Raw genomic sequence first — 24,590 nt, 5'->3', positions numbered from 1 at the left:
CGTCACCCCGTGGAGTAGACACCGTCACTCCGCTCGTACCGGGAACCTGCGTGGGGCGACCAGCAGGAGGACGACGAACGCCACGGCCGCCGCGCCGGACGCGCCCAGGTACACGGCGTGCACGGCGTCGGCGACCGCGTGGCGGGTCGCTTCGGGGGCGGTGCCGGCGTCCAGGTCGCGGGCGAGCGAGTCCAGGTCGCCCGTGCCGCCCAGCCGCGCGGCCAGTACCCCGTTGGCGACCGCGCCGAACAGCGCCGCGCCCATCGTCTGGCCGGTCTGCCGGCAGAACAGCACCGACGCGGTCGTCGTCCCGCGCTGCGACCACCCCACCGTCGACTGCACGCCGACGATGAGCGGGAGTTGGAAGAGGCCGAGCGCCGCGCCGAGCACCAGCATCAGCAGCGTCGGCTGCCAGGCCGCGCCCGGGTAGGGCAGGAACGGGAACGCGAGCAGCACCAGCGTCGCCGTGCCGATGCCGAGCAGCGCGGTGTCGCGGAAGCCGATACGCCGGTAGACGTGCTGGCTGAGGGCGGCCGACAACGGCCAGGACAGCGTCCAGACGGACAGCACGAACCCGGCCGTCACCGGTCCCAGGCCCAGGACCGCCTGCGCGTACGTCGGCAGGAACACCGTCGGGGCCACCATCAGCAGGCCCAGCGCGCCCAGCGCGAGGTTGACCGCCGCGATCGTCCGGCGGCGCCACACCCAGCCGGGGATGATCGGCTCGGCGGCCCGCCGTTCGATGACGACGACGAGCCCGGCGAGTGCGAGTCCCCCGGCGAACAGCGCGAGGGACGGCCCCGACAGCCACGACCAGGCCACTCCGCCCTGCACCAGCGCGGTCAGCAGCACCCCGCCGCACGCGAACACCGCCAGCGCGCCCGCCCAGTCGACACGCGCGCGTGGCGTCGTTTTCGCCGCCGACTCGCTCTGGGTGTCGTGGTCCTCCTGGGCCGCGTGTTCCTTCGGGGTCTCGCGTTCCCTTTGGGGCTCGTGCAGATGACGGACGATCAGCCACAACGCCACCGCCCCGATGGGCAGGTTGACCAGGAAGATCCAGCGCCAGTCCGCGTAGGCCGCGAGCAGCCCGCCCACGCCCGGCCCCGCGACCGCCGACACCGCCCACACCGTCGACAGCTTCGACTGGATCTTCGGCCGCTCCTCCAGCGGGTACAGGTCGGCGGCGAGTGTCTGCACCGTGCCCTGCAACGCCCCGCCGCCCAGGCCCTGCACGATGCGGAACGCGATCAGCGCGCCCATGTTCCAGGCCAGCGCGCACAGCAGCGAGCCGAGCAGGAACAGCGCGGTCCCGGCGATCAGCATCGGCTTGCGGCCGAAGGTGTCGGAGAGCTTGCCGTAGACCGGCAGGGTGACCGTCACGGCCAGCAGATAGCCGGAGAACAGCCAGGAGAAGACGGAGAACCCGCCCAGGTCGCCGACGATCTGCGGGACGGCCGTGGAGACGACGGTGGAGTCGAGCGCGGCCAGCGCCATGGACAGCATGAGCGCGGCGACGACCGCACCCCGCCGCGGCGATGCGCTCCGCCGCGCGGCCTCACGTATCGCGGGTTGTGTGTCCCCCACCGAATGCCCTCCCCAAGGTCGCCTGATCGTCGATGTCCCCTGATGGTCGTCCGGTTCCCGGCGTCTCGGTGCCCCTTGCACCTAACTGCCGGAAGCCAGCTTCCCACTTGTCCTTCACCTAAGGGGAGGCCTCACCGTCATGCGGCGGAAGGGTGGAGCCCGACCGCACCCGAGGGTGGAGGCGACCCCGAGGAGGACTCCACCCAGCGGTGGACGGCCCCTAGGGGTTCCTCCGTACTACGGCTAGGGGAGGGTTCGTACCGGCGGAGGAGGAGAAGGGCCCCGCCCCGTCCTTAACCTGGCTTTAGGCCGCTGGGGGGCGGCCACAGCACCGCCGGGAGGTGGGGTTAACCCCCCTCGCAAGACGGGCCCGAGCACCAGCGCGCCGGACCCCCTCCCGCCGACAGACTCTTCGACGTAGCGACGTAGCGACGTGGCGACGTGGCGACGTAGCGACGTGGCGACGTAGCGCAGTCCAGCTCGCTCGCCACGCACCCGCTTCTGATGACTTCTGATTGCTTCTGATTCCTTCCGACAGAGGAGACGTACCGTGACATCGGCTGTGACCATTCCCAGGCACGGGGGCACTGGAGGGCGTACGGCCGTTGCCGCGCGAGCGCGGCAGGTCGTCAAGGCGTACGGGTCCGGGGAGACCCGGGTCGTCGCCCTCGACCACGTCGACGTGGACATCGCCCGCGGCCAGTTCACCGCGATCATGGGTCCCTCGGGGTCCGGCAAGTCCACCCTGATGCACTGCCTCGCGGGTCTCGACACCGTGTCGTCCGGCCAGATCCACCTGGACGAGACCGAGATCACCGGGCTGAAGGACAAGAAGCTCACCAAGCTGCGCCGGGACCGGATCGGGTTCATCTTCCAGGCGTTCAACCTGCTGCCCACGCTGAACGCGATAGAGAACATCACGCTGCCCATGGACATCGCCGGCCGCAAGCCGGACCGGGCGTGGCTGAGCCAGGTCGTGGAGACCGTCGGGCTCGCCGACCGCCTCAAGCACCGTCCCACGCAGCTCTCCGGCGGCCAGCAGCAGCGCGTGGCCGTGGCCCGCGCGCTGGCGGCCCGCCCGGAGATCATCTTCGGGGACGAGCCGACCGGAAACCTCGACTCGCGCGCGGGCGCCGAGGTACTGGGCTTCCTGCGCCGCTCGGTGGACGACCTCGGCCAGACCATCGTCATGGTCACGCACGACCCGGTGGCGGCCTCGTACGCGGACCGGGTGCTGTACCTCGCGGACGGCCGGATCGTCGACGAGATGTTCAAGCCGACCGCGGACACCGTCCTGGACCGCATGAAGGACTTCGACGCGCGGGGGCGTACGTCATGACCGTCATGAAGACCTCCCTGCGCAACTTCGTCGCGCACAAGGGACGCATGGCGCTGTCGGCGGTGGCGGTGCTGCTGTCGGTGGCATTCGTCTGCGGGACGCTGGTGTTCACCGACACCATGAACACCACGTTCGACAAGCTCTTCGCCGCGACCTCCTCCGATGTGACGGTGAGCGCGAAGGGCGCCTCGGACACCGGTGCGACGACCTCAGGCAACGGCAGGCCGCCGGTCATGCCGGCCGCGGTGCTCGGCGAGGTCCGCAAGGCGCAGGGCGTGAAGTCGGCGGAGGGGACGGTCTTCTCGACCTCCGTGACCGTCGTCGACGCCGACAAGGACAGCCTGTCGCCCTCCAGCGGCGCTCCGACCATCGTCGGCAGTTGGAACGGCAACGACGCCCGCACCATGAAGATCACCGAGGGTGCCGCGCCCAGGGGCGCCGGCCAGATCATGATCGACGCGGACACCGCCGACAAGCACCACCTGAAGCTCGGCGACGAGATCGGCGTGATCACCGCGATCGGCACGCACACCGCGAAGGTCTCCGGCATCGCCGCCTTCCAGGTCACCAACCCCGGCGCGGCGATCTTCTACCTGGACACGAAGACCGCCCAGCAGACGCTGGTCGGCACGGCGGACGTCTACACGAACGTCAACGTCACGGCCGCGTCCGGGGTGAGCGACGCGCAACTGAAGAAGAACGTCACGGCCGAACTCGGCGGCGGCTACCAGGTGCAGACGGCCAAGGAGACCGCGGACGCCAACCGGTCGAACGTGGGCAGCTTCCTGGACGTGATGAAGTACGCGATGCTCGGCTTCGCCGGGATCGCCCTCCTCGTCGGCATCTTCCTGATCGTCAACACCTTCTCGATGCTGGTCGCCCAGCGCACCCGCGAGATCGGCCTGATGCGCGCCATCGGGTCGTCACGCAAACAGATCAACCGGTCCGTGCTCGTCGAGGCGCTGCTCCTGGGCGTCGTCGGCTCGCTCCTGGGGGTCGGCGCGGGCGTCGGCATCGCGGTCGGCCTGATGAAGCTCATGAGCCTGACCGGCATGAACCTGTCCACCGACGATCTGACGGTCGCCTGGACGACGCCGGTGATCGGCATGGTCCTGGGCGTGGTCGTCACCATCCTCGCGGCGTACCTGCCGGCCCGCCGCGCGGGCAAGGTCTCCCCGATGGCCGCGCTGCGCGACGCGGGCGCTCCGGCCGACGCCAGGGCCGGCGCCGTACGGGCCGTCCTCGGCCTGCTCCTGACCGGCGCGGGCGGCTTCGGCCTCTACCTGGCCGCCGTCGCCGACAAGGCCGCCGAGGGCTCGCTGTGGCTCGGCCTGGGCGTGGTGCTGAGCCTGATCGGCTTCGTGGTGATCGGCCCGCTGCTGGCGAGCGGCGTGGTGCGCGTCCTGGGCGCGGCCCTGCTGCGGGCCTTCGGCCCCGTCGGACGGATGGCCGAGCGCAACGCGCTGCGCAACCCGCGCCGTACGGGCGCCACGGGCGCGGCCCTGATGATCGGCCTCGCGCTGGTCGCCTGTCTGTCGGTGGTCGGCTCGTCGATGGTCGCCTCGGCCACCGACCAGTTGGACAAGAGCGTGGGCACCGACTTCATCATCCAGAACGACGGCGGGCAGCTCATCACCCCGCAGGCGGTGCGGGCGGTCAAGTCGACTCCGGGCCTGGCCCGGGTCACCGAGTACAAGGTCGTCGACGCCGACCTGATCACGCCCGACGGGAAGACCTCCGCCAAGGAGACGATCAACGCGGCCGACCCGACGTACGCCATGGACCTGCGCACCGAGACCGTGGCCGGCGAACTGGCCGACGCCTACCGCCCCGACTCGATGGCCGTCTTCGAGGGCTTCGCCAAGGAGCACGGCCTCACGATCGGCTCTCCGGTCAAGGTCGCCTTCAAGGACGGCAGGACGGCGACGCTCACGGTCCGCGCGATCACCAGTGACGACGTCGTCATCGACAAGGGCGCGATGTACGCGTCGATCGCGACGGTCGCGAAGTACGTGCCGGCCGACAGGATGCCCTTGGACGTGCTGCTCTTCGGCACCGCGAAGGAAGGGCAGCAGGACACGGCCTATACGGCCCTCAAGTCCGCCCTGCACGACTACCCGCAGTACACCGTCCGCGACCAGACCGACTACAAGCAGCAGCTCAAGGACCAGATCGGCCAGCTCCTGAACCTGATCTACGGCCTGCTCGCCCTCGCGATCATCGTCGCGGTCCTCGGTGTGGTGAACACGCTGGCCCTGTCGGTGGTGGAGCGCACCAGGGAGATCGGCCTGATGCGGGCGATCGGCCTGTCCCGCCGCCAACTGCGCCGCATGATCCGGCTGGAGTCGGTCGTCATCGCCCTCTTCGGCGCCCTCCTGGGCCTCGGCCTGGGCATGGGCTGGGGCGCCACCGCCCAGCAACTCCTCGCCCTCCAGGGCCTGAACATCCTCGAGATCCCCTGGCCGACCATCATCGGCGTCTTCATCGCCTCCGCGTTCGTGGGCCTCTTCGCAGCCCTGATCCCGGCGTTCCGCGCGGGCCGCATGAACGTACTGAACGCGATCGCGACGGACTGACCACCACGATCCACGGGGGCACGGGGGTACGGCCCGGCGTCGAGAAGTCACGGGGGACTTCTCGACGCCGGGCCGTCTCGTTGCTTTCAGGAACGGGTAGCGGCGGCGGGGGGCGAAAACCGGCCTGTAGGCCCCACCCGAGCCACACCGCCCCGGAGGTTATCCACAGCCCCCGGCGAACGCCCCCGCCCCGTCGTACTCTGGACGCCCCCGGCCCGTGACACGCGTCGGGCCCTTCGCGTTGCCCACCCCGGACCCCGGTGCGCCCGCCCCGGCGCACCCCGGCCCCTCGGACGGAAAGCCCCCCATGAGCCTGCACGGTCTGCTCGACGCCGTCGTCAAGGACACCGCCCTCGCGGAAGCCATCCCCGCGGCCGCGGACGGCAACCGCATGCACGTCGACCTGGTCGGCCCCCCGGCGGCCCGCCCCTTCGCGATCGCCGCCCTCGCCCGCCACAGCACCCGCACGGTCCTCGCGGTGACGGCCACCGGCCGCGAGGCCGAGGACCTGGCCGCAGCCCTGCGCTCCCTGCTCCCGCCGGACGGCGTCGTCGAGTACCCCTCCTGGGAGACGCTCCCGCACGAGCGCCTCAGCCCCCGCAGCGACACCGTGGGCCGCCGCCTCGCCGTCCTGCGCCGGCTGTGCCACCCGCGCCCCGACGACCCGGAGACGGGCCCGGTCTCGGTCGTCGTGGCGCCCGTGCGTTCCGTCCTTCAGCCCCAGGTCAAGGGCCTCGGCGACCTGGAACCGGTGGCCCTGCGCACCGGCGGCCAGGCCGACCTGAACGAGGTCGTGCACGCCCTGGCGGCCGCCGCCTACGCGCGCGTGGAGCTCGTCGAGAAGCGCGGCGAGTTCGCCGTACGGGGCGGCATCCTGGACGTGTTCCCGCCCACCGAGGAACACCCCCTGCGCGTCGAGTTCTGGGGCGACGACGTCGAGGAGATCCGTTACTTCAAGGTCGCCGACCAGCGCTCCCTGGAAGTCGCCGAGCACGGCCTGTGGGCCCCGCCCTGCCGCGAACTGCTCCTCACCGACGACGTCCGCGCACGCGCGCGTGCCCTCGCCGAACAGCACCCGGAACTCGGCGAGCTGCTGAACAAGATCGCCGAGGGCATCGCGGTCGAGGGCATGGAGTCGCTGGCCCCGGTGCTGGTCGACGACATGGAGCTCTTGATCGACGTCCTGCCCAAGGGCGCGATGGCCGTCGTCTGCGACCCGGAGCGGGTACGCACGCGTGCCGCCGACCTGGTGGCGACGTCGCACGAGTTCCTCCAGGCGTCCTGGGCGGCCACGGCGGGCGGCGGCGAGGCGCCCATCGACGTCGGCGCGGCCTCCCTGTGGTCCATCGCGGACGTCCGCGACCACGCGCGCGAGCTGGACATGATGTGGTGGTCGGTGTCGCCGTTCGCGGCCGATCTCCAACTGGAGGCGGACACGCTCCAGCTCGGCATGCACGCCCCCGAGACGTACCGGGGCGACACGGCGAAGGCCCTCGCGGACACCAAGGGCTGGCTCGCCGACGGCTGGCGCGTCGTCTTCGTCACCGAGGCGCACGGCCCCGCGGCCCGCACCGTCGAGGTGCTCGGCGGCGAGGGCGTCGCGGCCCGCCTGGACGCCGACCTGACCGACCTCGGCCCCGCCCTCGTGCACGTCGCGTGCGGCTCGATCGACTACGGCTTCGTCGACTCCGTACTGAAGCTGGCCGTCCTCACGGAGACCGACCTGACCGGCCAGAAGGCGGCCGGCAAGGACGGCGCGCGGATGCCCGCGCGCCGCCGCAAGACCATCGACCCGCTGTCCCTGGAGGCGGGCGACCACATCGTCCACGAGCAGCACGGCGTGGGCCGCTACGTCGAGATGGTGCAGCGCACGGTGCAGGGCGCCACGCGCGAGTACCTGGTCGTGGAGTACGCGCCCGCCAAGCGCGGCCAGCCCGGCGACCGCCTCTACATCCCCACCGACCAGTTGGAGCAGATCACCAAGTACGTCGGCGGCGAGGCCCCCACCCTGCACCGCCTGGGCGGCGCGGACTGGACGAAGACCAAGGCGCGCGCCAAGAAGGCCGTCAAGGAGATCGCCGCCGACCTGATCAAGCTGTACAGCGCGCGCATGGCGGCCCCGGGACACGCCTTCGGCACGGACACCCCCTGGCAGCGCGAACTGGAGGACGCCTTCCCCTACGCGGAGACGCCCGACCAGCTCACCACCATCGCCGAGGTCAAGGACGACATGGAGAAGACGGTCCCGATGGACCGCCTGATCTGCGGCGACGTCGGCTACGGCAAGACGGAGATCGCCGTGCGGGCCGCCTTCAAGGCCGTCCAGGACGGCAAGCAGGTGGCCGTCCTGGTGCCCACGACGCTCCTCGTGCAGCAGCACTTCGGGACGTTCGGCGAGCGGTACGCGCAGTTCCCGGTGAACGTCCGCGCCCTGTCCCGCTTCCAGACCGACACGGAGGCGAAGGCCACCCTGGAGGGCCTGCGCGAGGGCTCGGTGGACGTCGTCATCGGCACCCACCGGCTGTTCTCCTCGGAGACGAAGTTCAAGGACCTCGGCCTGGTCATCGTCGACGAGGAGCAGCGCTTCGGCGTCGAGCACAAGGAGCAGTTGAAGAAGCTCCGCGCGAACGTCGACGTCCTGACCATGTCCGCGACGCCCATCCCGCGCACCCTGGAGATGGCGGTCACCGGCATCCGCGAGATGTCGACGATCACCACGCCCCCGGAGGAGCGCCACCCCGTCCTCACCTTCGTCGGGCCGTACGAGCAGAAGCAGATCGGCGCCGCGATCCGTCGCGAACTGCTGCGCGAGGGCCAGGTCTTCTACATCCACAACCGGGTCGAGTCGATCGACCGCGCGGCGGCGCGACTGCGCGAGATCGTCCCCGAGGCGCGCATCGCCACCGCCCACGGCCAGATGTCGGAGACGGCGCTGGAGCAGGTCGTCGTCGACTTCTGGGAGAAGAAGTTCGACGTGCTCGTGTCGACGACGATCGTCGAGTCCGGCATCGACATCTCCAACGCGAACACCCTGATCGTCGAACGGGGCGACACCTTCGGCCTGTCCCAACTGCACCAGTTGCGCGGCCGCGTGGGCCGGGGCCGCGAGCGCGGCTACGCCTACTTCCTCTACCCCCCGGAGAAGCCCCTCACGGAGACCGCGCACGAACGCCTCGCGACCATCGCCCAGCACACCGAGATGGGCGCGGGCATGTACGTGGCGATGAAGGACCTGGAGATCCGCGGCGCGGGCAACCTCCTCGGCGGCGAGCAGTCCGGCCACATCGCGGGCGTCGGCTTCGACCTGTACGTCCGGATGGTCGGCGAGGCGGTCGCGGACTACCGGCGGCAGTTGGAGACCGGCGGGATCGAGGAGGAGCCGCCGCTCGACGTCAAGATCGAGCTGCCCGTCGACGCGCACGTCCCGCACGACTACGCCCCCGGCGAGCGGCTCCGCCTCCAGGCCTACCGTGCCATCGCCTCCGCCAACTCGGAGGCGGACATCAAGGCCGTCCGCGAGGAACTCGTCGACCGCTACGGCAAGTTGCCGGAACCGGTGGAGAACCTGCTGCTGGTGGCGGGGCTGCGGATGCTGGCACGCGCGTGTGGCGTCGGCGAGATCGTCCTCCAGGGCGCCAACATCCGCTTCGCACCGGTGGAGTTGCGCGAGTCGCAGGAACTGCGCCTCCAGCGCCTGTACCCCGGGACGGTCATCAAGCCGACGGCCCACCAGATCCTCGTCCCCCGCCCGAAGACGGCGAAGGTCGGCGGCAAGCCGCTGGTCGGACGGGACCTGCTGGGCTGGGTGGGCGAACTCCTGGCGACGGTACTGGGCTCGTAAACCGTTCGGCCTGACGTGCCTGACGTGCCTGACGTGCCTGACGTGCCTGATGTGTTTGCTGAGGTGACGTCGGTGGCTCAGCGTCTGTGAGCCACCGACGCCCGTGAGCCTAGATTTCTCGAGTCTTGACTCTTGAGTCTTGAGTCTTCGGGCGGGCTGTGGACGAGTCCGCGGGCTACGGCTTTTCGGGCCGGTCCTCGTCCATGCCGAGCCGCTCATGCAGTTTCTGCTGCGCGGAGTCGACCTGAGACTCGTACTTGTTGCCCGTCTTCTCGTTGGCCTTCCGTTCCGCGGCGTCGGACATGTCCCTGGCCTTGTCCTGGGCCGCCTTGTTGCTCTTGAACCTGTCGAAGATGCCCATCCAGAGCTCCTTCCGGAGGTGACTCACATCGACGATATTCCCGAGATGCGACAGATGCCCACTTGAGCCGCTTGTGGTCTGTACCTCCCGACTGCCTCCGCGCGCCCCCTCGCTACCGTGTGTGCCAGTCCCCGTCGGGGGAATCCGCCCTGTGCGGGCGGTAACGGGCAGGCGAGAAAAAAGGGGTGGGGCGCGTGAGGCGTCTGAGGGGCGGGGCGGCGGCTGCCGTCGTGCTGATATGCGCCGTGACGGCGACCGGGTGCAAGCAGACCACCGGATCCGGCGCCGGTTCGTCCGGCGCGGGGGCGACGGCGGGCGGCTCAGCGGCGACCGGCGGTGCGGCTCTGGCGGCGGCCGAGTCGCTGACGGTGAAGGGGCGGGCCCCCAAGACCGGCTACGCGCGGGACCGGTTCGGCACCGCGTGGGCGGACACGGACTCCAACTCCTGCGACACCCGCGACGACATACTCAAGCGCGACCTGGCCGAGGTGAAGTTCACCGGCGGCACCTGCAAGGTGTCGTACGGCGTGCTGGAGTCGGACCCGTACTCCGGGAAGCACGTGACCTACCGGCGCGGCAGCAGCAAGGTCGACATCGACCATGTCGTCGCCCTGTCCGACGCCTGGCAGAAGGGTGCCAAGTACTGGGACGCCGGCAAGCGCATAGCCCTCGCCAACGACCCGCTCAACCTGCTGGCCGTCGACGCGAGCACCAACCGTTCCAAGGGCGACGGCGACACGGCGACCTGGCTGCCGCCCAACAAGGCCTACCGGTGCACGTACGTCGCGGCGCAGGTCGCGGTCAAGAAGAAGTACGAACTGTGGGTCTCGGCGGCCGAGAAGTCCGCGATGGAGACGGTCCTCAAGACCTGCCCCGCCCAGAAACTCCCCACCGGAGGCAACCCGACTAAGGCACCGGGGCGCTTCCACGCGGGGTGAGCGGGGTGAGCGGGGTGAGCGGGGTGAGTGGGTCGGTCGGCGGGTCACCCAGGCTCGCCCCGGCCGGCCCAGGTGTCTGATCGCTCCACCTGTACGTCGAGCCCACCGTGTGGACGCGGCACCGCCCTTGAGGCGGACGCCAAACATGATCCGCCCATGACATCACCCCGAGTGTGAAGGCCCGGTGTCGCCGGATTGATGTGTTCGCAAAGAATTACATCGGCCGCAAACGGGTGGGTGGCAGCAAATCGGTCAGGTTCGGTAACGACTGGTCAAGGTGGGTGCAAGACCTCACCTTGAAGCTGTGCACAAGTGCTCCACAGCAGGCAGGATCGGCGAGCTTCTGTGCCGCTGTCCCGATTTGTTGGAGTTCTGTCGTGCTGCCTCTCCGGCCGCTGAGCCGTCGCCCGGACCGTCCGCGCCGCACGTCCCTCCTATGCGGAATTCTCCGGCCTCGCCCTGCCAGACGTTCGAGCGGAGCGTTTCGTTCCCGCAGAACCCTGCGCGGACTCTCCGCGCTCCTGCTCACCACACTCGTTCTGATGCTGACGACCGACCAGGCCGTGGCCGAGGGCCTGGAGTTCGGCAGCATCGACCTGCCGAGCATGAGCCTGGCCTCCCTCGCCTCCTGGTTCACGGACCCGCAGTGGGGCAAGCTGCCGCACCAGCAGTCCGGCACCGCGGCCGGCCACCGCCACCGGGTCGGCGCCGCCGCGACCACCGCCCACCGCGGCGCGGGCCGGGCCCCCGGCAAGGGCAGGGGCGAACTCCCCGCCTACCAGGCGCACAAGTCGGCCACGAAGGCAGGCCGGAGCGCCGGCGGCGCCGGCTTCGTCTCCAAGACCAGCAAGCGCAGCGCCGCCAAGTCCACGCGCACGGAGACCGTCTTCGACAACGCCGACGGTTCCGTCACCCGCCGGATCTCCCCGAACCCCGTCAACTACCAGGTCGGCAAGGGCAGATGGGCGCCCATCGACGTGGACGTGCGGGCCGGGCCGGGCGGGCGCTGGTACGAAGCGGCCAACTCCCTCGACGTCGACTTCGCCGCCAAGGCCACCGACCCCGCGCTGACCTCCCTCGCGACCGACGCGTCGCATCGCGTCGCCTACGCCCTGAAGGGCGCCGCTCCCGTCAAGGGCACAGCCGACGGCGCGACCGTCACCTACGACCAGGTTCTGCCCGGCACCGACCTGAAACTCGCGCCCACCGCCACCGGCGTGAAGGAATCCGTCGTCCTCGACTCCGCCGACGCGGCGAACACATGGACCTTCCCCCTCACCCTCGAGGGCCTCACCCCGGTCCAGAGCACCGCCGACGGCTGGATCGACCTGCGCGACTCCTCAGGCAAGACCGTTGAGCGCATCCCTCCGTCGTACGCCTACGACTCCAAGGTGAACCCGCGCTCCGGCGACCCGGCGACCACCCACGCCGTCACCACCGAGCTCATCAAGAACGCCGACGGCTACGCACTCGAGATCACCCTCGACAGCGCCTGGCTGCACAGCAGCGACCGGGCCTTCCCCGTCACCGTCGACCCCACCGTCCAGGACGGCTGGACCACCACCTACGCCGAGTCCGGCACCGGCAACAACGTCGACCACTCCTACGAGCAGACCCTCAAGGTCGGCTCCTACGACTCCGGCGCGCACGCCGCGAACAGCTTCGTCAACCACTGGGACACCGCCTGGGACGACAGTGGCGTCACCGTCACCTCCGCGACGCTGCACCTGTTCGACACCTGGGCCTCCACCTGCACGGCGCCGGAACGTTTCGACGTCGCGCTCGTGACCAGCGCCTGGTCACCCGAGGGCGTCACCAGCTACCCCGGCCCCGCCAAGGGGGCGTCGATCGGCAGCGCGACCCCCACCGTCCCGAACGCCTGCGCCAACACCCTTGCCGACCGCACCGTCGGCGACTGGGTGCCGGTCACCCTCTCCACCTCCGCGATCCAGGGCTGGCTCAGCGGCACCACCGCCGACCACGGCCTCGCCGTCTACGCGGCCACCTCGGACGCCCTGCACTGGAAACAGTTCGGCTCCTTCAACGACCCCGGCAAGGGCCCCTGGATCGAGGTCACCTACACCGGCAACACCGCCCCGCAGCTCTACGAGCAGTTCCCGGCGGACAACGCGGTCGTCGGCACCACCACCCCCGAGTTCACGGCCTGGGCGGGCGGCGCCAACTCCACCTCGGGCAGCACCAACAAGTACCTCTTCCAGGTCTTCGACCCCGCCGGCACCAAGGTCGCCGACTCGGGCCTGGTCTCGACCGGCGACTGGACCGTCCCGGCCGGCAAGCTCGCCTGGGGGAAGAACTACACCTGGAGCGTCCAGGCCTACGACTCCACCACCGCCCTCTACTCGCCCGCCGACCCGTACGAGATATCGATCCAGGTCCCGCAGACCGTGATCACCTCGGGCCTGTCGCAGAACAGCAGCGACCACGGCTTCGACGCGTCCATCGGCAACTACACCACCTCCGACACCGACGCCTCGATATCCACCGTCGGTCCGTCCCTCGACATCGACCGCGACTACAACTCCCGTGACCCGCGCTGGACGGGCGCGTTCGGCGCGGGCTGGGCGAGCATCTTCGACGCGAGGGCGACCGAGCAGTACACGGCGTCCGGCGCGGTCGCGAGCGTGCAGGTCACCTACCCGGACGGTTCGCAGGCGGGCTACGGCAAGAACAGCGACGGCACCTTCACCCCCGGCAACGGGCGGTTCGCCACCTTCCAGACCGTCACCGGCGGCTACACGCTCACCGACAAGGACGACACCCTCTACACCTTCACCCAGTCCCTGGGCTCCGGCGCCTACGGACTGACCTCGGTGACGGACGCCAACGGCCGGGCGCTGAACCTCACCTGGGCCGGCGGCCACATCACCAAGATGACCTCGGCGGTCTCCGGCCGCACCCTGAGCCTCACCTGGTCCACCCCGACCGGCGCGCTCGCCGCGCATGTGGCGACCGTCGTCACCGACCCGGTCACGGCCGGGGACTCGACCACGGCGCAGACCTGGACGTACGGCTACACCGGCGACCAGCTCACCAAGGTCTGCACGCCGCTGTCCTCCACCAAGTGCACGACGTACGCCTACACCACGGGCTCCGGCTACCAGAACGCGGCGCTCGACCTCGACCCGCACACCTTCTGGCCTCTGTCGGAGACCTCCGGCACCACCGCCAAGGACGCCGTCCTCGCAGGCGAGGGCACGACGAACGCGACGTACGAGAACGTCACCGTCGGGCAGAGCGCCGGTCCGCTGACCGGTTCCTCCGCGAAGGCGGCCACGTTCAACGGGACGACCTCCGACGTCTCCCTCCCGAAGAACCTCGGCAACGACACCGACTCCGGCGCGCTCTCGCTCTGGTTCAAGACCTCGGCCGGTCCCGGTGTCCTCTACTCCTACGCCTCGCAGCCCATCGGCTCCGGGCAGGCGTCCGGCTTCTACACGCCGTCGATCTACGTGGGCACGGACGGCAAGCTGAACGCCGAGTTCTGGTACAGCGGCGGCATCAACCCCATCGTGACCTCGGCGTCCGTCGCCGACGGCAAGTGGCACCACGTCGTGCTCTCCGCGGCCGGCAACTCCCAGACCCTGTACCTGGACAGCGCCAAGGTCGGCTCGCGCACCGGCACCATCTCCATCAAGAGCGCGACCGCCTTCGGCAAGAACCAGTCCTTCAACTACCTCGGCACCGGCTTCCTCGGCGGTAGCTGGCCCGACCACCCGTCGTACTCCGACGACGACGGCCACGCCACCTACTTCAACGGTTCCATCGCCGACGTGGGCTGGTACAGCCGCCCGCTCGTCGCCGCGGACGTGAGCGCCCTCTACACGTACGGCACGCACAGCGAGTCCCTGCTGACCTCGATCAAGCGGCCGTCCGGCAAGACGTACGCGGCGATGACGTACGACACCGATTCCACCGTGCTGTCGCAGATGACGGACGAGAACGGCGGTACGTGGGTGCTGGGCACCCCGACCGTCTCCGGGTCCAGCGACACCTACCGGGGCGCGGTGCTCGGCGGTGCGCCGAGCGAGTACTTCCGGCTCGGCGAGGCGGCGGGCGCGACCACGGCCGTGGACCAGGTGCGCGGCGGGAACGGCACCTACGGCGCGGTCACCCTCGGGGCCGCGGGCCCCTTCAGCGACCAGAAGGCCGCGACCTTCGACGGCTCCACCTCCTTGCTGACCCTGCCCAGCGGTTCGCTGCCCACCTCGGGCGCGCAGTCGACGAGCATGTGGTTCAAGACGTCCACGGCGAACGGTGTGCTGCTCGGCGCGAGCAAGGACCCGCTGAGCGCCGGCACCACCACCCTCGGCTACTCCCCCGTCCTCTACGTCGGCAGCAGCGGAAAACTGCACGGCGAGTTCTACTTCTCGGGCGGCTCCACCAAACCGCTCGTCTCCGCCGCCGCCGTCACCGACGGCAAGTGGCATCAGGTCGTCCTCTCCGCCAGCGCCACCAGCCAGTCCGTCTATCTCGACGGCGCCCTCGTCGGCACCCAGACCGGCACCGCCGCGATGGCCGGACAGCCGTACACCTACGTCGGCGCGGGCTTCAACGGCGGCAACTGGCCGGACGAGGGCCACACCAGCTCCACCTCCAACACCGGGTACGCGACCTACTTCAAGGGCTCCATCGCCGAGGCCGCGCTGTTCCGCTCGCAGCTCTCCGCCGCCGACGTGGCCCAGAGTTACGAGGCCGCGCAGAACTCCACCGGCCTCCTCCCGGTCGAGACGGTGAGCGTCACCTCCCCGACCGGCTCGAGCCTGAAGTACACGTACGACGTCACCAACGGAAACCGCGCCCTCACCGAGATCGACGGTCTCGGCAACAAGACCAGCTTCGGCTACGACTCGGCCGGTTTCGAACACACCGTGATCGATCCGAACGGCGTGCAGACCATCACCGGTCACGACGTGCGTGGCAACGTGGTCTCGTCCACGTCCTGCCAGGACCAGGCCGCCAACAAGTGCAACACCGAGTACTACACGTACTACCCCGACGACACGACGGCCCAGCTCACCACCGCCGACCCGCGCAACGACCAGCTCCTGACCGAGCGCGACGGCCGGTCGGCGTCGGCCGCCGACACCACGTACCTCACGTCGTACACCTACGACTCGGCAGGCAACCAGACCGCTATCACCGGCCCTGCCGTGCCCGGCTTCCCCGGCGGGCGCAGCACGACCACCGTGTACAGCGACGGGACCAGCGCCTACGCCTCCGCCGACGGCGGGGTGGTGCCCAAGGGGCTGCCGGTGCGGACCGTCTCGCCGGGCGGGGCCGTCAACCAGGTGTCGTACCTCAAGAACGGTGACGTGGCCGCCACGACGGACGCCGTCGGGCTCGCCACTTCGTACACCTACGACGGTCTCGGCCAGGTCCTCACCGAGAAGGTCGTCTCCGACACCTACCCGGCCGGTCTGGTGACGTCGTATCGGTACGACACCGCGGGTCAGGTGGTCGAGGAGCACGACCCGCAGCTCACCGACCGGGTCACCGGCGCCACCCACGCCGCGGTCTCCACCTCCGTCTACGACGACGACGGCGACGTCACCTCGCAGACGGTCGCCGACGCGAGCGGCGGCGACCACTCACGTGCCCAGAACTGGACCTACGACGGCTACGACCGGGTGCTGACCGAGTCCGACGCCAACGCGGCCGAGGGCGCGAGCAACGGCAACACCACGACGTACACGTACGACACCTCCGGCAACAAGACCAAGGAGGTGACGACCGCCGGCACCGAGACCCGGTACACCTACAACGACAACGGCGACCTGCTCACCCAGGGCCTGATGTACACGGGCGACCCGGTGAACCCGCACTCGGCGGCGCTCCTCACCGAGTCCTCCCGGGCCTACGACCCCGCCGGGCGGCTCGCCTCGATCACCGACGCGATGGGCAACACCACCGCTTACACCTACACCGACGACGGTCTGACCGCGACCGTGAAGCGGACCAGTGCCGACGGAACCAGCACCTACACGCTGGAGTCGGACGTCTACGACGCGGCCGGCAACCTCACCCAGTCGACCACCGACAACGGCGAGACGGTCACCAAGCACACGGTCGACGCGGCCTCCCGGACCACGTCCACCGTGCTGGACCCGACCGGTGTGGACCGGGTGACGACGGTGTCGTACACCCCGGACGACCAGGTCGCCTCCGAGAACGACCACGATTCCTCCGGCTACGACCGCACCACCACCAACAGCTACGACGACATGGGCAACCTGCTCGGCGAGACGCTGTACGGGGATGCCTCCGGTCACCCGGCGGGCTGGTGGAAGCTCGACCAGACGGCCGGCCGCTCGGTCACGGACTCCTCCGGCAGCGGGAACACGGCGACGGCGGGCCCGGGGGTCACCTGGGCCGACGACGCGGCCCGGTTCGCGGGTTCCGCCACCGGTGCCGGTGACCTCGTCGCCACCAACGGCCCGGTCCTGGACACCACCGCCTCCTACACGGTCTCCGCGTGGGTGAACCTCGCCGACGCGTCCACCGTCCGAACCTTCGTCGCGCAGGGCGGCACCAACCGGGCCTCGTTCTCTCTCCAGTACAACAAGAACGCCAACGCCTTCCGCTTCCACGCGGACAACGCCGACGCGACCTCCCCGTCCGCGTCCTTCGACGCCCAGGCCGCCACGGCCGCTCCGCTCGACACCTGGACCCATCTGGTCGGCGTGTTCGACGCGAGCAACGGCGCGATGAAGCTGTACGTCAACGGCGCGGTGGCGGGCTCGGCGACCGACACCTCGCCGTGGACGGGCACCGGGCCGCTGACCGTCGGCGGCGTGAAGACGGCGGGCGGGACGACGTCCGACGTCGTCAACGGCGAGGTCGGGGACGTGCAGGTCTACCAGCGTGCCCTGGCCGCCACCGAGGTCACCTCCCTCTACGGCGAGGGCCGCAGCGGCGGCACGGTCGGCTCCTCCGACGCCCAGACCACCAGGTACACCTACGATCAGCGCGGCCTGCCGACATCCATGACGGACGCCGAGCAGCACACCACGAACTACGCCTACGACGAGGCCGGCAACCTCGCGGTCACCACCGCGCCGGCCGTCCAGGCGGAGCCCGACGGCACCACCGCGTCCACCGTCCGCCCGGTCACGACCAGCGGCTTCAACACCTTCGGCGAGGGGGTGGAGGAACAGGACCCCGACGGCCTGGTCACCAGCACCGTCTACGACGCCGAGGGAAACAAGGTCTCGCAGACCCTCCCCTCGTACACCCCGGCGGGCGCGTCGAATCCGAACGCGGGCACGACCGTGTGGACGTACGACAGCGAGGGCAACCAGACCTCGGTCACCTCGCCAGGCGGCAGGACGTCCTCCTACCTCTACGACCAACTGGGCGACGTCGCCCAGGTCACGGACCCCGACGGCACCAAGACGCACGCCGTCTACGACGCCGACGGCGACCAGCTCTCGGCGACCGACGGCACCGGCGCCCAGGCACAGGCCACGTACGACTACCTCGGCCGCCGGCTCACCTCGTCGACGATGGAGCGCTATCCGTCGACGAAGACCCTGACGGGCACCACGTCCTACGCGGTCACCACCGGCAACCCCTACGGGGCGCACGCCTCCTCGGTGACCTCGCCGGGCGGGGTGACGACGTCCTACGGCTACAACCGGGCCGGTGACGTCACCTCGGTCACCGACGGCGCGGGCAACACCACCCGCTACACCTACGACTTCGAGGGCAACCAGCAGAAGACGATCCTGCCCGACAACACCTGGACCCAGACCGACTACAACGCCGACGGCGACCCGACGGCCACACACGCCTACGACGCGAACAACGTCCCGCTGTGGTCGACGTCCCAGACCTACGACGGCGTCGGCAACCTGACCGCCGCCACCGACGCCCGTGACCACACCAGCCACTTCACCTACGACGCGGCCGGTACGGTCACCCAGGAGATCCAGCCGGTCGACGCCTCGACGTCGATCACCACCACCTTCGGCTACGACGCGGCTGGCAACCGCACCCGCTTCACCGACGGCCGCGGCAACTCCTGGCGCTACACGTACACCCCGTGGGGCCAGCAGGAGAAGATCACCGAGCCGACCACGGCCCAGTACTCCTCGGCCGCCGACTCGACGACGACCTTCGCCTACGACGCGGACGGGCAACTGACGAACGCCACGCTCCCGGGCGGCACGACGACGTCGATGACGTACGACTCGGTCGGTCGGCTGAAGTCCATGGCGGGCACGGGCGCGGACGCGGCGACGGCCAGGCGCAGCTTCACCTACGACGCCGACGGCCGGGTCCTGTCGGCCGACACCGACGAGGCCGGCATCACCGGCGCGGTCGACCACCAGGACGCCACGCACGACGCGTTCACCTACGACGACCGCGGCGACCTGCTGACGACATCGGGTTCGGCGGGCACGTCGAGCTTCGCCTACAACGACGACTCCTCGGTCACCTCCCGCACCGACGCCGCCGGCACGACGGCGTACGGCTACGACACGGCGGGCCGTCTGTCCTCCTTGGACGACCCGGCGACGGGCAGTCAACTGACCTACACCTACGACCAGTTGAGCGACGTCAAGACAGTCAGGTACGGCTCGACGGGCCAGACCCGCACCTTCACCTACAACAGCGCGCACCAGTTGACGAACGACGTCCTCGTCCAGGGCGCCTCGACGATGGCGAGCTTCGCCTACGGCTACGACGAGAACGGCAACCTGACGTCGAAGACGACGACGGGTGTGTCGGGAGCCTCGGCGAACACGTACGGCTACGACTGGGCCAACCGCCTGACGTCATGGAACAACGGCACGAGCACCACCTCGTACGCCTACGACGCGTCCGGCAACCGCATCCGCAACGGCGCCGACGTCTACACCTACGACGAGCGCGACGAGCTGACCTCGGACGGCACGCACAGCTACTCCTACTCGGCGCGCGGCACGATGACCCAGGAGTCGTCGACGGCCGGCGGGACGATCGCGTACAAGACGGACGCGTTCGGCGGGCAGATCGTCGCGGGCGAGCAGTCCTACACGCTGGACGCGACGGGCCGCAACATCACGGACCGCCTCACGTCGACCGGGGCGACGCGCTCCTTCGCCTACTCCGGCGCGGGCAACACCATCGCCTCCGACGGCGACGACACCTACACCTACGACCCGGGCGGCGGCCTGGTCGGCGTCAAGAACAGTGGTGGCTCGGGGGTCTTGGCCCTCACGGACCAGCACAACGACGTGGTGGGCTCCTTCACCTCCGGTGCGACGACGCTGGCGGGCTCGGCGTCCTACGACCCGCTGGGCAAGGTGGTCTCCCCGACGAACACGGTCACCGGCCATCTCGGCTTCCAGTCCGGCTGGACCGAACCGGGCACGGGTGACGTGGGCACGGCGTCCCGCTGGTACGACCCGGGCACGGGCGTGTTCCTGAACAAGGACAGCCTGTCGCTGAACCCGGTCCCGAACTCGGTGTCGGCGAACCCGTTCGCATATGTCGACGACAACCCGATGGCGGGCACGGACGAGTCGGGCAACTGCTCGATGTGGGACATCGTGTGCGACGCGAAGAAGGCCGTCCACAAGGTCGCGCACGCGGTGAAGCACGTGGCGCACAAGGTCTACCACGCGGTCAAGCACGTGGCCCGCAAGGTCGTCCACGCGGTGAAGCACGCGGCGCACAAGGTGGTCCACCACGTGAAGGACGTGTACCACGCGAGTGTGCACGTGGTGCGGCGCGTCTACCACTACACGGCACGGAAGGTGAAACGCGCCGTCCACCGGGTGGTCCATGCGGTGCATACCGCCTACCACAAGGCGTCGAGGGCGGTGCACCGCGTCGTGCACACCGTCAAGAAGGCGGCGCAGAAGGTCACGCACGCCGTGAAGAAGGCGGCGCACGCGGTGGCGGCCGCTTCGAGGACGGCGTACCACGCCACGGTGAAGGCGGCGAAGGCCACCGAGACGTATGCGAAGAACCACGCGGCGGCGATCACCTCTTTCGTGATCTCCACGGCGGTCTTCGCCGGCTGTGAGGCGTTGACCGGCGGTGTCGGCTCGATCGGCTGCGCGGCTGCGGCGGGTGCGGTCGGCTCCCTGATCGACCAGGGCTTCGCCTGCGCGGAGAACGGCGGCGACGACTGCAGCGGTGGCGCCTTCGCGGGCGCGGCGGTGACGGGCGCGATCGCCGGCGCCCTGGGCGGCGCCCTCGGCAAGATCGGCGGCAAGCTGCTGGCGAAGGCGGCCCCGAAGGCGATGAAGGTCGTCGGCGGCCTCTTCGGCAAGGGTGCGACGGAAGCCGAGGAAACGGCGGCGACGGACGCCACGGAGGCAGCGACTTCTCGAGCGGACTCAGAGGGGTCGGGCTCTCGGGCTCAGTCGCATTCGGACGAGCCCGGCGGGGCGGCCGACGAGGAGCCGACCAACTGCCCGGTTCCGCACAGCTTCACCGGTTCGACCCGGGTGCTGATGGCCGACGGCACGACGAAGACGATCGACCGGGTGCGGGTCGGCGACAAGATCGCCAACTCGGTGCCGGGCGTGACGGGCACGCAGGCGCACGAGGTCACCGACGTGATCGTGACGCACACGGACCACGACTTCGTGGACGTCACGGTGAAGGGAACGGCGAAGGCGACGGCGGGGCAGACGACTGAGAAGTCCGGTGTCAAGTCCGGTGTCAAGTCCGGTGCCAAGGCCGGTGTGAAGACGGTCGCCAAGAAGGCGGCGCGCAAGGTGGCGTTCGGTCTGGCGGCGTCGGCGGCGGTGCTGGGTGCGCTGTCGGCCGGCGACGGCAAGGCGCCGGCGACGCAGCCGGTGGCGGCGGTCAGCACGGCCTCCGGTACGGCCGCGCAGGACGCTCACCTGCAGACGACCTTCCACCACCCGTTCTACGACGAGACGCAGTCCGCCTTCGTCGAAGCCAAGGACCTCAACCCCGGCGACGTCCTTCAGACACCGACCGGCACGACCGAGGTCACACGCGTCCGTCTGTACCACGCGGACACGACGACGTACGACCTGACCATCGGTGACCTCCATACGTACTATGTGCTGGCGGGGGCTACGCCGGTCCTTGTTCACAACTGCAATGGTGTCTCTATTTACAGGACGCCGAAGGTTGATGACATGGCGCATGAGTTGGAGCGTGGCCCCAACCCGGCATCGCATCAAGATGGCGATGCTTCGGTCTATCTCGGAGAGAAGAGCGTGGCGAAGGAGTACCAGAATCGCGGCTCCTATGCGAATGGGTCAATTCGCTACGACATGCATGAGGACTTCCTCAAGGAATTCTCGGACACCGCATTCCGGTATGACCGTAAGGGGCCTGGAGGTTCCGCGAGAATCGAGTTCGTGATCCCAGTAGGGCGACTTGATCGATTCAACGAGCTCACGCTACGTAGAGTGTGGGAGCCTGGGGATGGGTGACGGCATGGTGCGGGTTGACGAAGAGCTGGAAGTGGTCGTGTCTGCGACTACGGCATGGGGGGTCAAGGTGACCACTCGAGATGGAGTGGATGGGTTTATCGACAACCTTAAAATTCCGTCATGGCTAGCTCGGGAGGAACTGCCAGTGAGCGGCACATCTCTGATCGTTGTGGTTCTTGACGATGTCCGCAGCCCGTTTAGAGGCAGCTTGCTCGATGAGGACATTGAACTCGCTCGCGACGCGCGCAGGCGAACATAAGTGACTTCGGTTGCAAGTTCCTAGCGCAAACCTGAACCCCCGTCGGATGGGTCCCGACGGGGGTTCTGGACGCTGTGACGGCAGTAGTTGACGGCAACGTCAGCGGACGGAGGCTGCGCAAGGCGGTGGGTAGTCGCCGTCGTCGGGCTGGTCGGCGGTCTCAGCGGGGTTATGGAGGGCGTGGCCGAGGATGTCAATGGCGTCCCGCTGGAGGCGGAGCCTGACGTGGGCGTAGACGGTGGCGGTGACGCCGATGTGGGCGTGGCCGAGGAGTTCCTTGATCACGACGAGTTCGACGCCCTGTTCGAGGAGCAGGGTGGCGGTGGAGTGGCGGACGTCGTGGAAGCGGATGCGGCGGAGGCCGGCCTTGCGGAGGAGCGTGGCAAAGGCACGGGTGAGGTTGGTCGGATCGATCGGCCTGCCCTGCGGTGTGGTGAACACGTACCCGTTGTGCTGCCACTCGGTGCCTGCCATGTGACGGTCGCGCTGCTGCTCCTCATGATGGTGCTTCAGCGACTGGCGGCAGCGGGCGGGGAGGGCGATGCGGCGCTCGGAGGCCCGGGTTTTGGTGGGCAGGGTGGTGAGTCCGCCCGTGCTGGTGCGCTGCAATGTGCGGCGGACGGCAGCCGTGCCCCGGTCGAGGTCGAGGTCTTCCCAGCGGAGGCCGAGGAGTTCGCCTTTGCGGAGTCCGGTGTGGAGGGCAAGTTCGAACAGCGCGTGCAGCCGGTGGCCTTCTGCGGTGGTGAGGAGTTGGCGGGCTTCGTGGGCGGTGAGGGGTTCGAAGCGCCGGGGCCGTGGGGTGCCGGTGCGGACGTTGCGGGCGACGTTGCGCGGGATCTCTTCCTCGCGGACGGCGTGCTCCAGGGCGGACTTGAGCACGGAGTGGATGTAGGTCAGCGTCAGCGGGGAGAGCAGCTTGCGGCAGCACTGGCCGACGGTGCAGCAGCGGGGCTGGTCGCGCCGGGCGTCGAGGCGACGGGTGCAGCACTGGCAGGTAGCGCGGAGCTGGTTGAGCCAGGTGCGGACGTCTTTGGCGGTGAGCCTGGTGAGCTTCTTCTTGCCGAGTCCAGGGATGAGGTAGCGGTAGACGACGGCGGTGTAGCGGGTGTGGGTGTTCTCGCGGAGGTGGTGGACGGCGACGTTCTCCAGCCAGTACGTGAGGTACGCGGTGACGCTGCCCTGCGCGGAGGGGACGGGGAGACCGAGGTTGCTGGCGGCGATCTTCTCGGTGAGCTTGGCCAGGGCTTCTTTGCGGGTGGTGCCGTAGACGCGGACGCGCTTGCGGGTGTTGCCGGGGGCGAGGACGTATCCGGCGGCTTCCCAGCGGCTGTCCTTGCGCTGGTAGACGGTTCCGTCGCCGTTGGCTCGCACGCGGCGGGAGGCGGGGGTGTCTCGGGGTGTGGTCATCAGGCGGCGGCTTCCTGTTCGAGGCGGGTGTGGATGAAGTCGGTCAGGGCGTGGGTGGGGATGCGGCGGGCGCGGCCGAGGGTGAGGGAGGCGAGTTGCCGGGTGCGGATGAGGTCGTAGACGGCGGTGCGGCCGAGTTGGAGGCGTTCCATGACCTGGGGGACGGTGAGGAGTTCCGTGCTGGCGGTCACGCGACGGCCCCCGCCCGGACGGCACTGGTCGGCCGATCAGTGGAGGGACCGACCGGGTGACCGGCGCGGTCACCGGAGCGTTCTGAGTAGCGGGTTCGGGTCGATTGCTTGGGTTGGGTTTGCCGGGTCGCGGCCAGGAGGTCGGCGAGGTGTTCGAGTTCGGGCAGGAGACCGGTTCCGGCGTACTGCCAGTGGGAGATGACCAGCGTGGTGTCCGAGTCCACGCGCTGACCGGCGATGTTGCGGAGATCGGGGGCCAGGTCAGTGGGGTGTTCGGCTCGGTCACCGACCGGACTGCCGTCCGTTTGACCGGCCTGCGTCTGAGCCGACGCCGGGGCTGCGGTCTGGGTGTCTGTGTCGGGTTGACTGGTTCGCCAGGCGGTGCGTTCGGCTCTGAGGTGGGCGAGGGTGGTGGAGTAGTGGCGGGTGCGGGTGGAGAAGTGGCCGCGGAAGCCGAGCATGTGGGCCCATTGGCGTAGGCGGAGGTGGGCGTGCTGGGCTTGGGTGGCGAGGTGCCAGGCGGTGTGGATCATGCGGCGGGCGTGGTCGGTGATGTCGTGGGTGGCGAGTTCGGCGAGGAGTCGGAGGCGGCGGTCGAGGGTGCCGGTGGTGGTCTCGGCTCCTTTGGTGGCGTACTTGGCGATGTAGGCGGCGACGTGCCGCTCGGT

The 24,590-nt window shown here is 69.7% G+C and carries 11 protein-coding genes; 6 read left to right on the top strand and 5 right to left on the bottom strand.

Annotated features, from left to right (window positions below):
* Positions 1 to 24: 24 nt before the first annotated feature.
* Positions 25 to 1,584 (bottom strand): MFS transporter, encoded by a 1,560-nt coding sequence (locus BMZ82_RS17945; protein ID WP_093776923.1) that lies wholly within the window; start codon positions 1,582 to 1,584, stop codon positions 25 to 27.
* Between the two features lie 550 nt (positions 1,585 to 2,134).
* Here BMZ82_RS17945 and BMZ82_RS17940 point away from each other — a divergent pair.
* The 3 genes from BMZ82_RS17940 to mfd all read left to right on the top strand — a co-directional run bounded on the left by BMZ82_RS17940 (position 2,135) and on the right by mfd (position 9,340).
* Positions 2,135 to 2,923 carry an ABC transporter ATP-binding protein gene (locus tag BMZ82_RS17940; RefSeq protein ID WP_093776921.1) on the top strand — a complete coding sequence of 263 codons (789 nt, stop codon included), beginning with the start codon at positions 2,135 to 2,137 and terminating at the stop codon, positions 2,921 to 2,923.
* Complete coding sequence (locus BMZ82_RS17935; protein ID WP_093776919.1) at positions 2,920 to 5,499, top strand: ABC transporter permease; 2,580 nt, start codon at positions 2,920 to 2,922, stop codon at positions 5,497 to 5,499. Before BMZ82_RS17940 ends, BMZ82_RS17935 begins: the two co-directional genes overlap by 4 nt.
* Positions 5,500 to 5,806: 307 nt before the next feature.
* On the top strand, positions 5,807 to 9,340 hold the full coding sequence (gene mfd, locus BMZ82_RS17930; RefSeq protein ID WP_093776917.1) for a transcription-repair coupling factor: 3,534 nt from the start codon (positions 5,807 to 5,809) through the stop codon (positions 9,338 to 9,340).
* Between the two features lie 175 nt (positions 9,341 to 9,515).
* On the opposite strand, the gene BMZ82_RS17925 is transcribed toward mfd, so the two are convergent.
* A complete protein-coding gene (locus BMZ82_RS17925; RefSeq protein WP_093776915.1) occupies positions 9,516 to 9,701 on the bottom strand; it encodes an antitoxin in 186 nt (61 codons plus the stop codon).
* Positions 9,702 to 9,895: 194 nt separating this feature from the next.
* On the opposite strand from BMZ82_RS17925, the gene BMZ82_RS17920 reads away from it, so the two are divergent.
* The 3 genes from BMZ82_RS17920 (at position 9,896) to BMZ82_RS40240 (ending at position 22,324) form a co-directional block, all read left to right on the top strand.
* On the top strand, positions 9,896 to 10,639 hold the full coding sequence (locus tag BMZ82_RS17920) for an HNH endonuclease family protein (RefSeq protein ID WP_093776913.1): 744 nt from the start codon (positions 9,896 to 9,898) through the stop codon (positions 10,637 to 10,639).
* A 542-nt stretch (positions 10,640 to 11,181) separates the two neighbouring features.
* Complete coding sequence (locus BMZ82_RS17915; RefSeq protein ID WP_093776909.1) at positions 11,182 to 22,065, top strand: LamG-like jellyroll fold domain-containing protein; 10,884 nt, start codon at positions 11,182 to 11,184, stop codon at positions 22,063 to 22,065.
* Positions 22,058 to 22,324: a hypothetical protein gene (locus BMZ82_RS40240; protein WP_143098871.1), complete on the top strand. Its 267-nt coding sequence runs from the start codon at positions 22,058 to 22,060 to the stop codon at positions 22,322 to 22,324. Before BMZ82_RS17915 ends, BMZ82_RS40240 begins: the two co-directional genes overlap by 8 nt.
* Before the next feature lie 99 nt (positions 22,325 to 22,423).
* Here the strand turns inward: BMZ82_RS40240 and BMZ82_RS17910 are convergent, their stop codons facing one another.
* The 3 genes from BMZ82_RS17910 to BMZ82_RS17900 all read right to left on the bottom strand — a co-directional run.
* Entirely contained in the window at positions 22,424 to 23,731 is a 1,308-nt protein-coding gene (locus tag BMZ82_RS17910) for a tyrosine-type recombinase/integrase (protein ID WP_093776907.1), read from the bottom strand.
* Positions 23,731 to 23,922 carry a helix-turn-helix domain-containing protein gene (locus tag BMZ82_RS17905; protein ID WP_093776905.1) on the bottom strand — a complete coding sequence of 64 codons (192 nt, stop codon included), beginning with the start codon at positions 23,920 to 23,922 and terminating at the stop codon, positions 23,731 to 23,733. The genes BMZ82_RS17910 and BMZ82_RS17905 overlap by 1 nt, the downstream gene beginning before the upstream one ends.
* Positions 23,919 to 24,590: replication initiator (locus tag BMZ82_RS17900; protein ID WP_371271248.1), on the bottom strand; the 672-nt coding region annotated here is incomplete at its 5' end. The genes BMZ82_RS17900 and BMZ82_RS17905, both read right to left, overlap by 4 nt.

The sequence above is a fragment of the Streptomyces sp. yr375 genome, assembly GCF_900110755.1.
Classification (GTDB): domain Bacteria; phylum Actinomycetota; class Actinomycetes; order Streptomycetales; family Streptomycetaceae; genus Streptomyces.
The sequence above is the reverse complement of the archived record's forward strand: the minus strand, read 5'-3'. Positions and strand labels throughout refer to the sequence as shown.

Bases quoted from the DNA above. Each gene is read 5' to 3' on its own strand.
- BMZ82_RS17935 (WP_093776919.1), top strand. From the start codon at position 2,920: ATGACCGTCATGAAGACCTCCCTGCGCAACTTCGTCGCGCACAAGGGA.
- mfd (WP_093776917.1), top strand. From the start codon at position 5,807: ATGAGCCTGCACGGTCTGCTCGACGCCGTCGTCAAGGACACCGCCCTC.
- BMZ82_RS17925 (WP_093776915.1), bottom strand. From the start codon at position 9,701: ATGGGCATCTTCGACAGGTTCAAGAGCAACAAGGCGGCCCAGGACAAG.
- BMZ82_RS17915 (WP_093776909.1), top strand. From the start codon at position 11,182: ATGCTGACGACCGACCAGGCCGTGGCCGAGGGCCTGGAGTTCGGCAGC.
- BMZ82_RS40240 (WP_143098871.1), top strand. From the start codon at position 22,058: ATGGGTGACGGCATGGTGCGGGTTGACGAAGAGCTGGAAGTGGTCGTG.
- BMZ82_RS17910 (WP_093776907.1), bottom strand. From the start codon at position 23,731: ATGACCACACCCCGAGACACCCCCGCCTCCCGCCGCGTGCGAGCCAAC.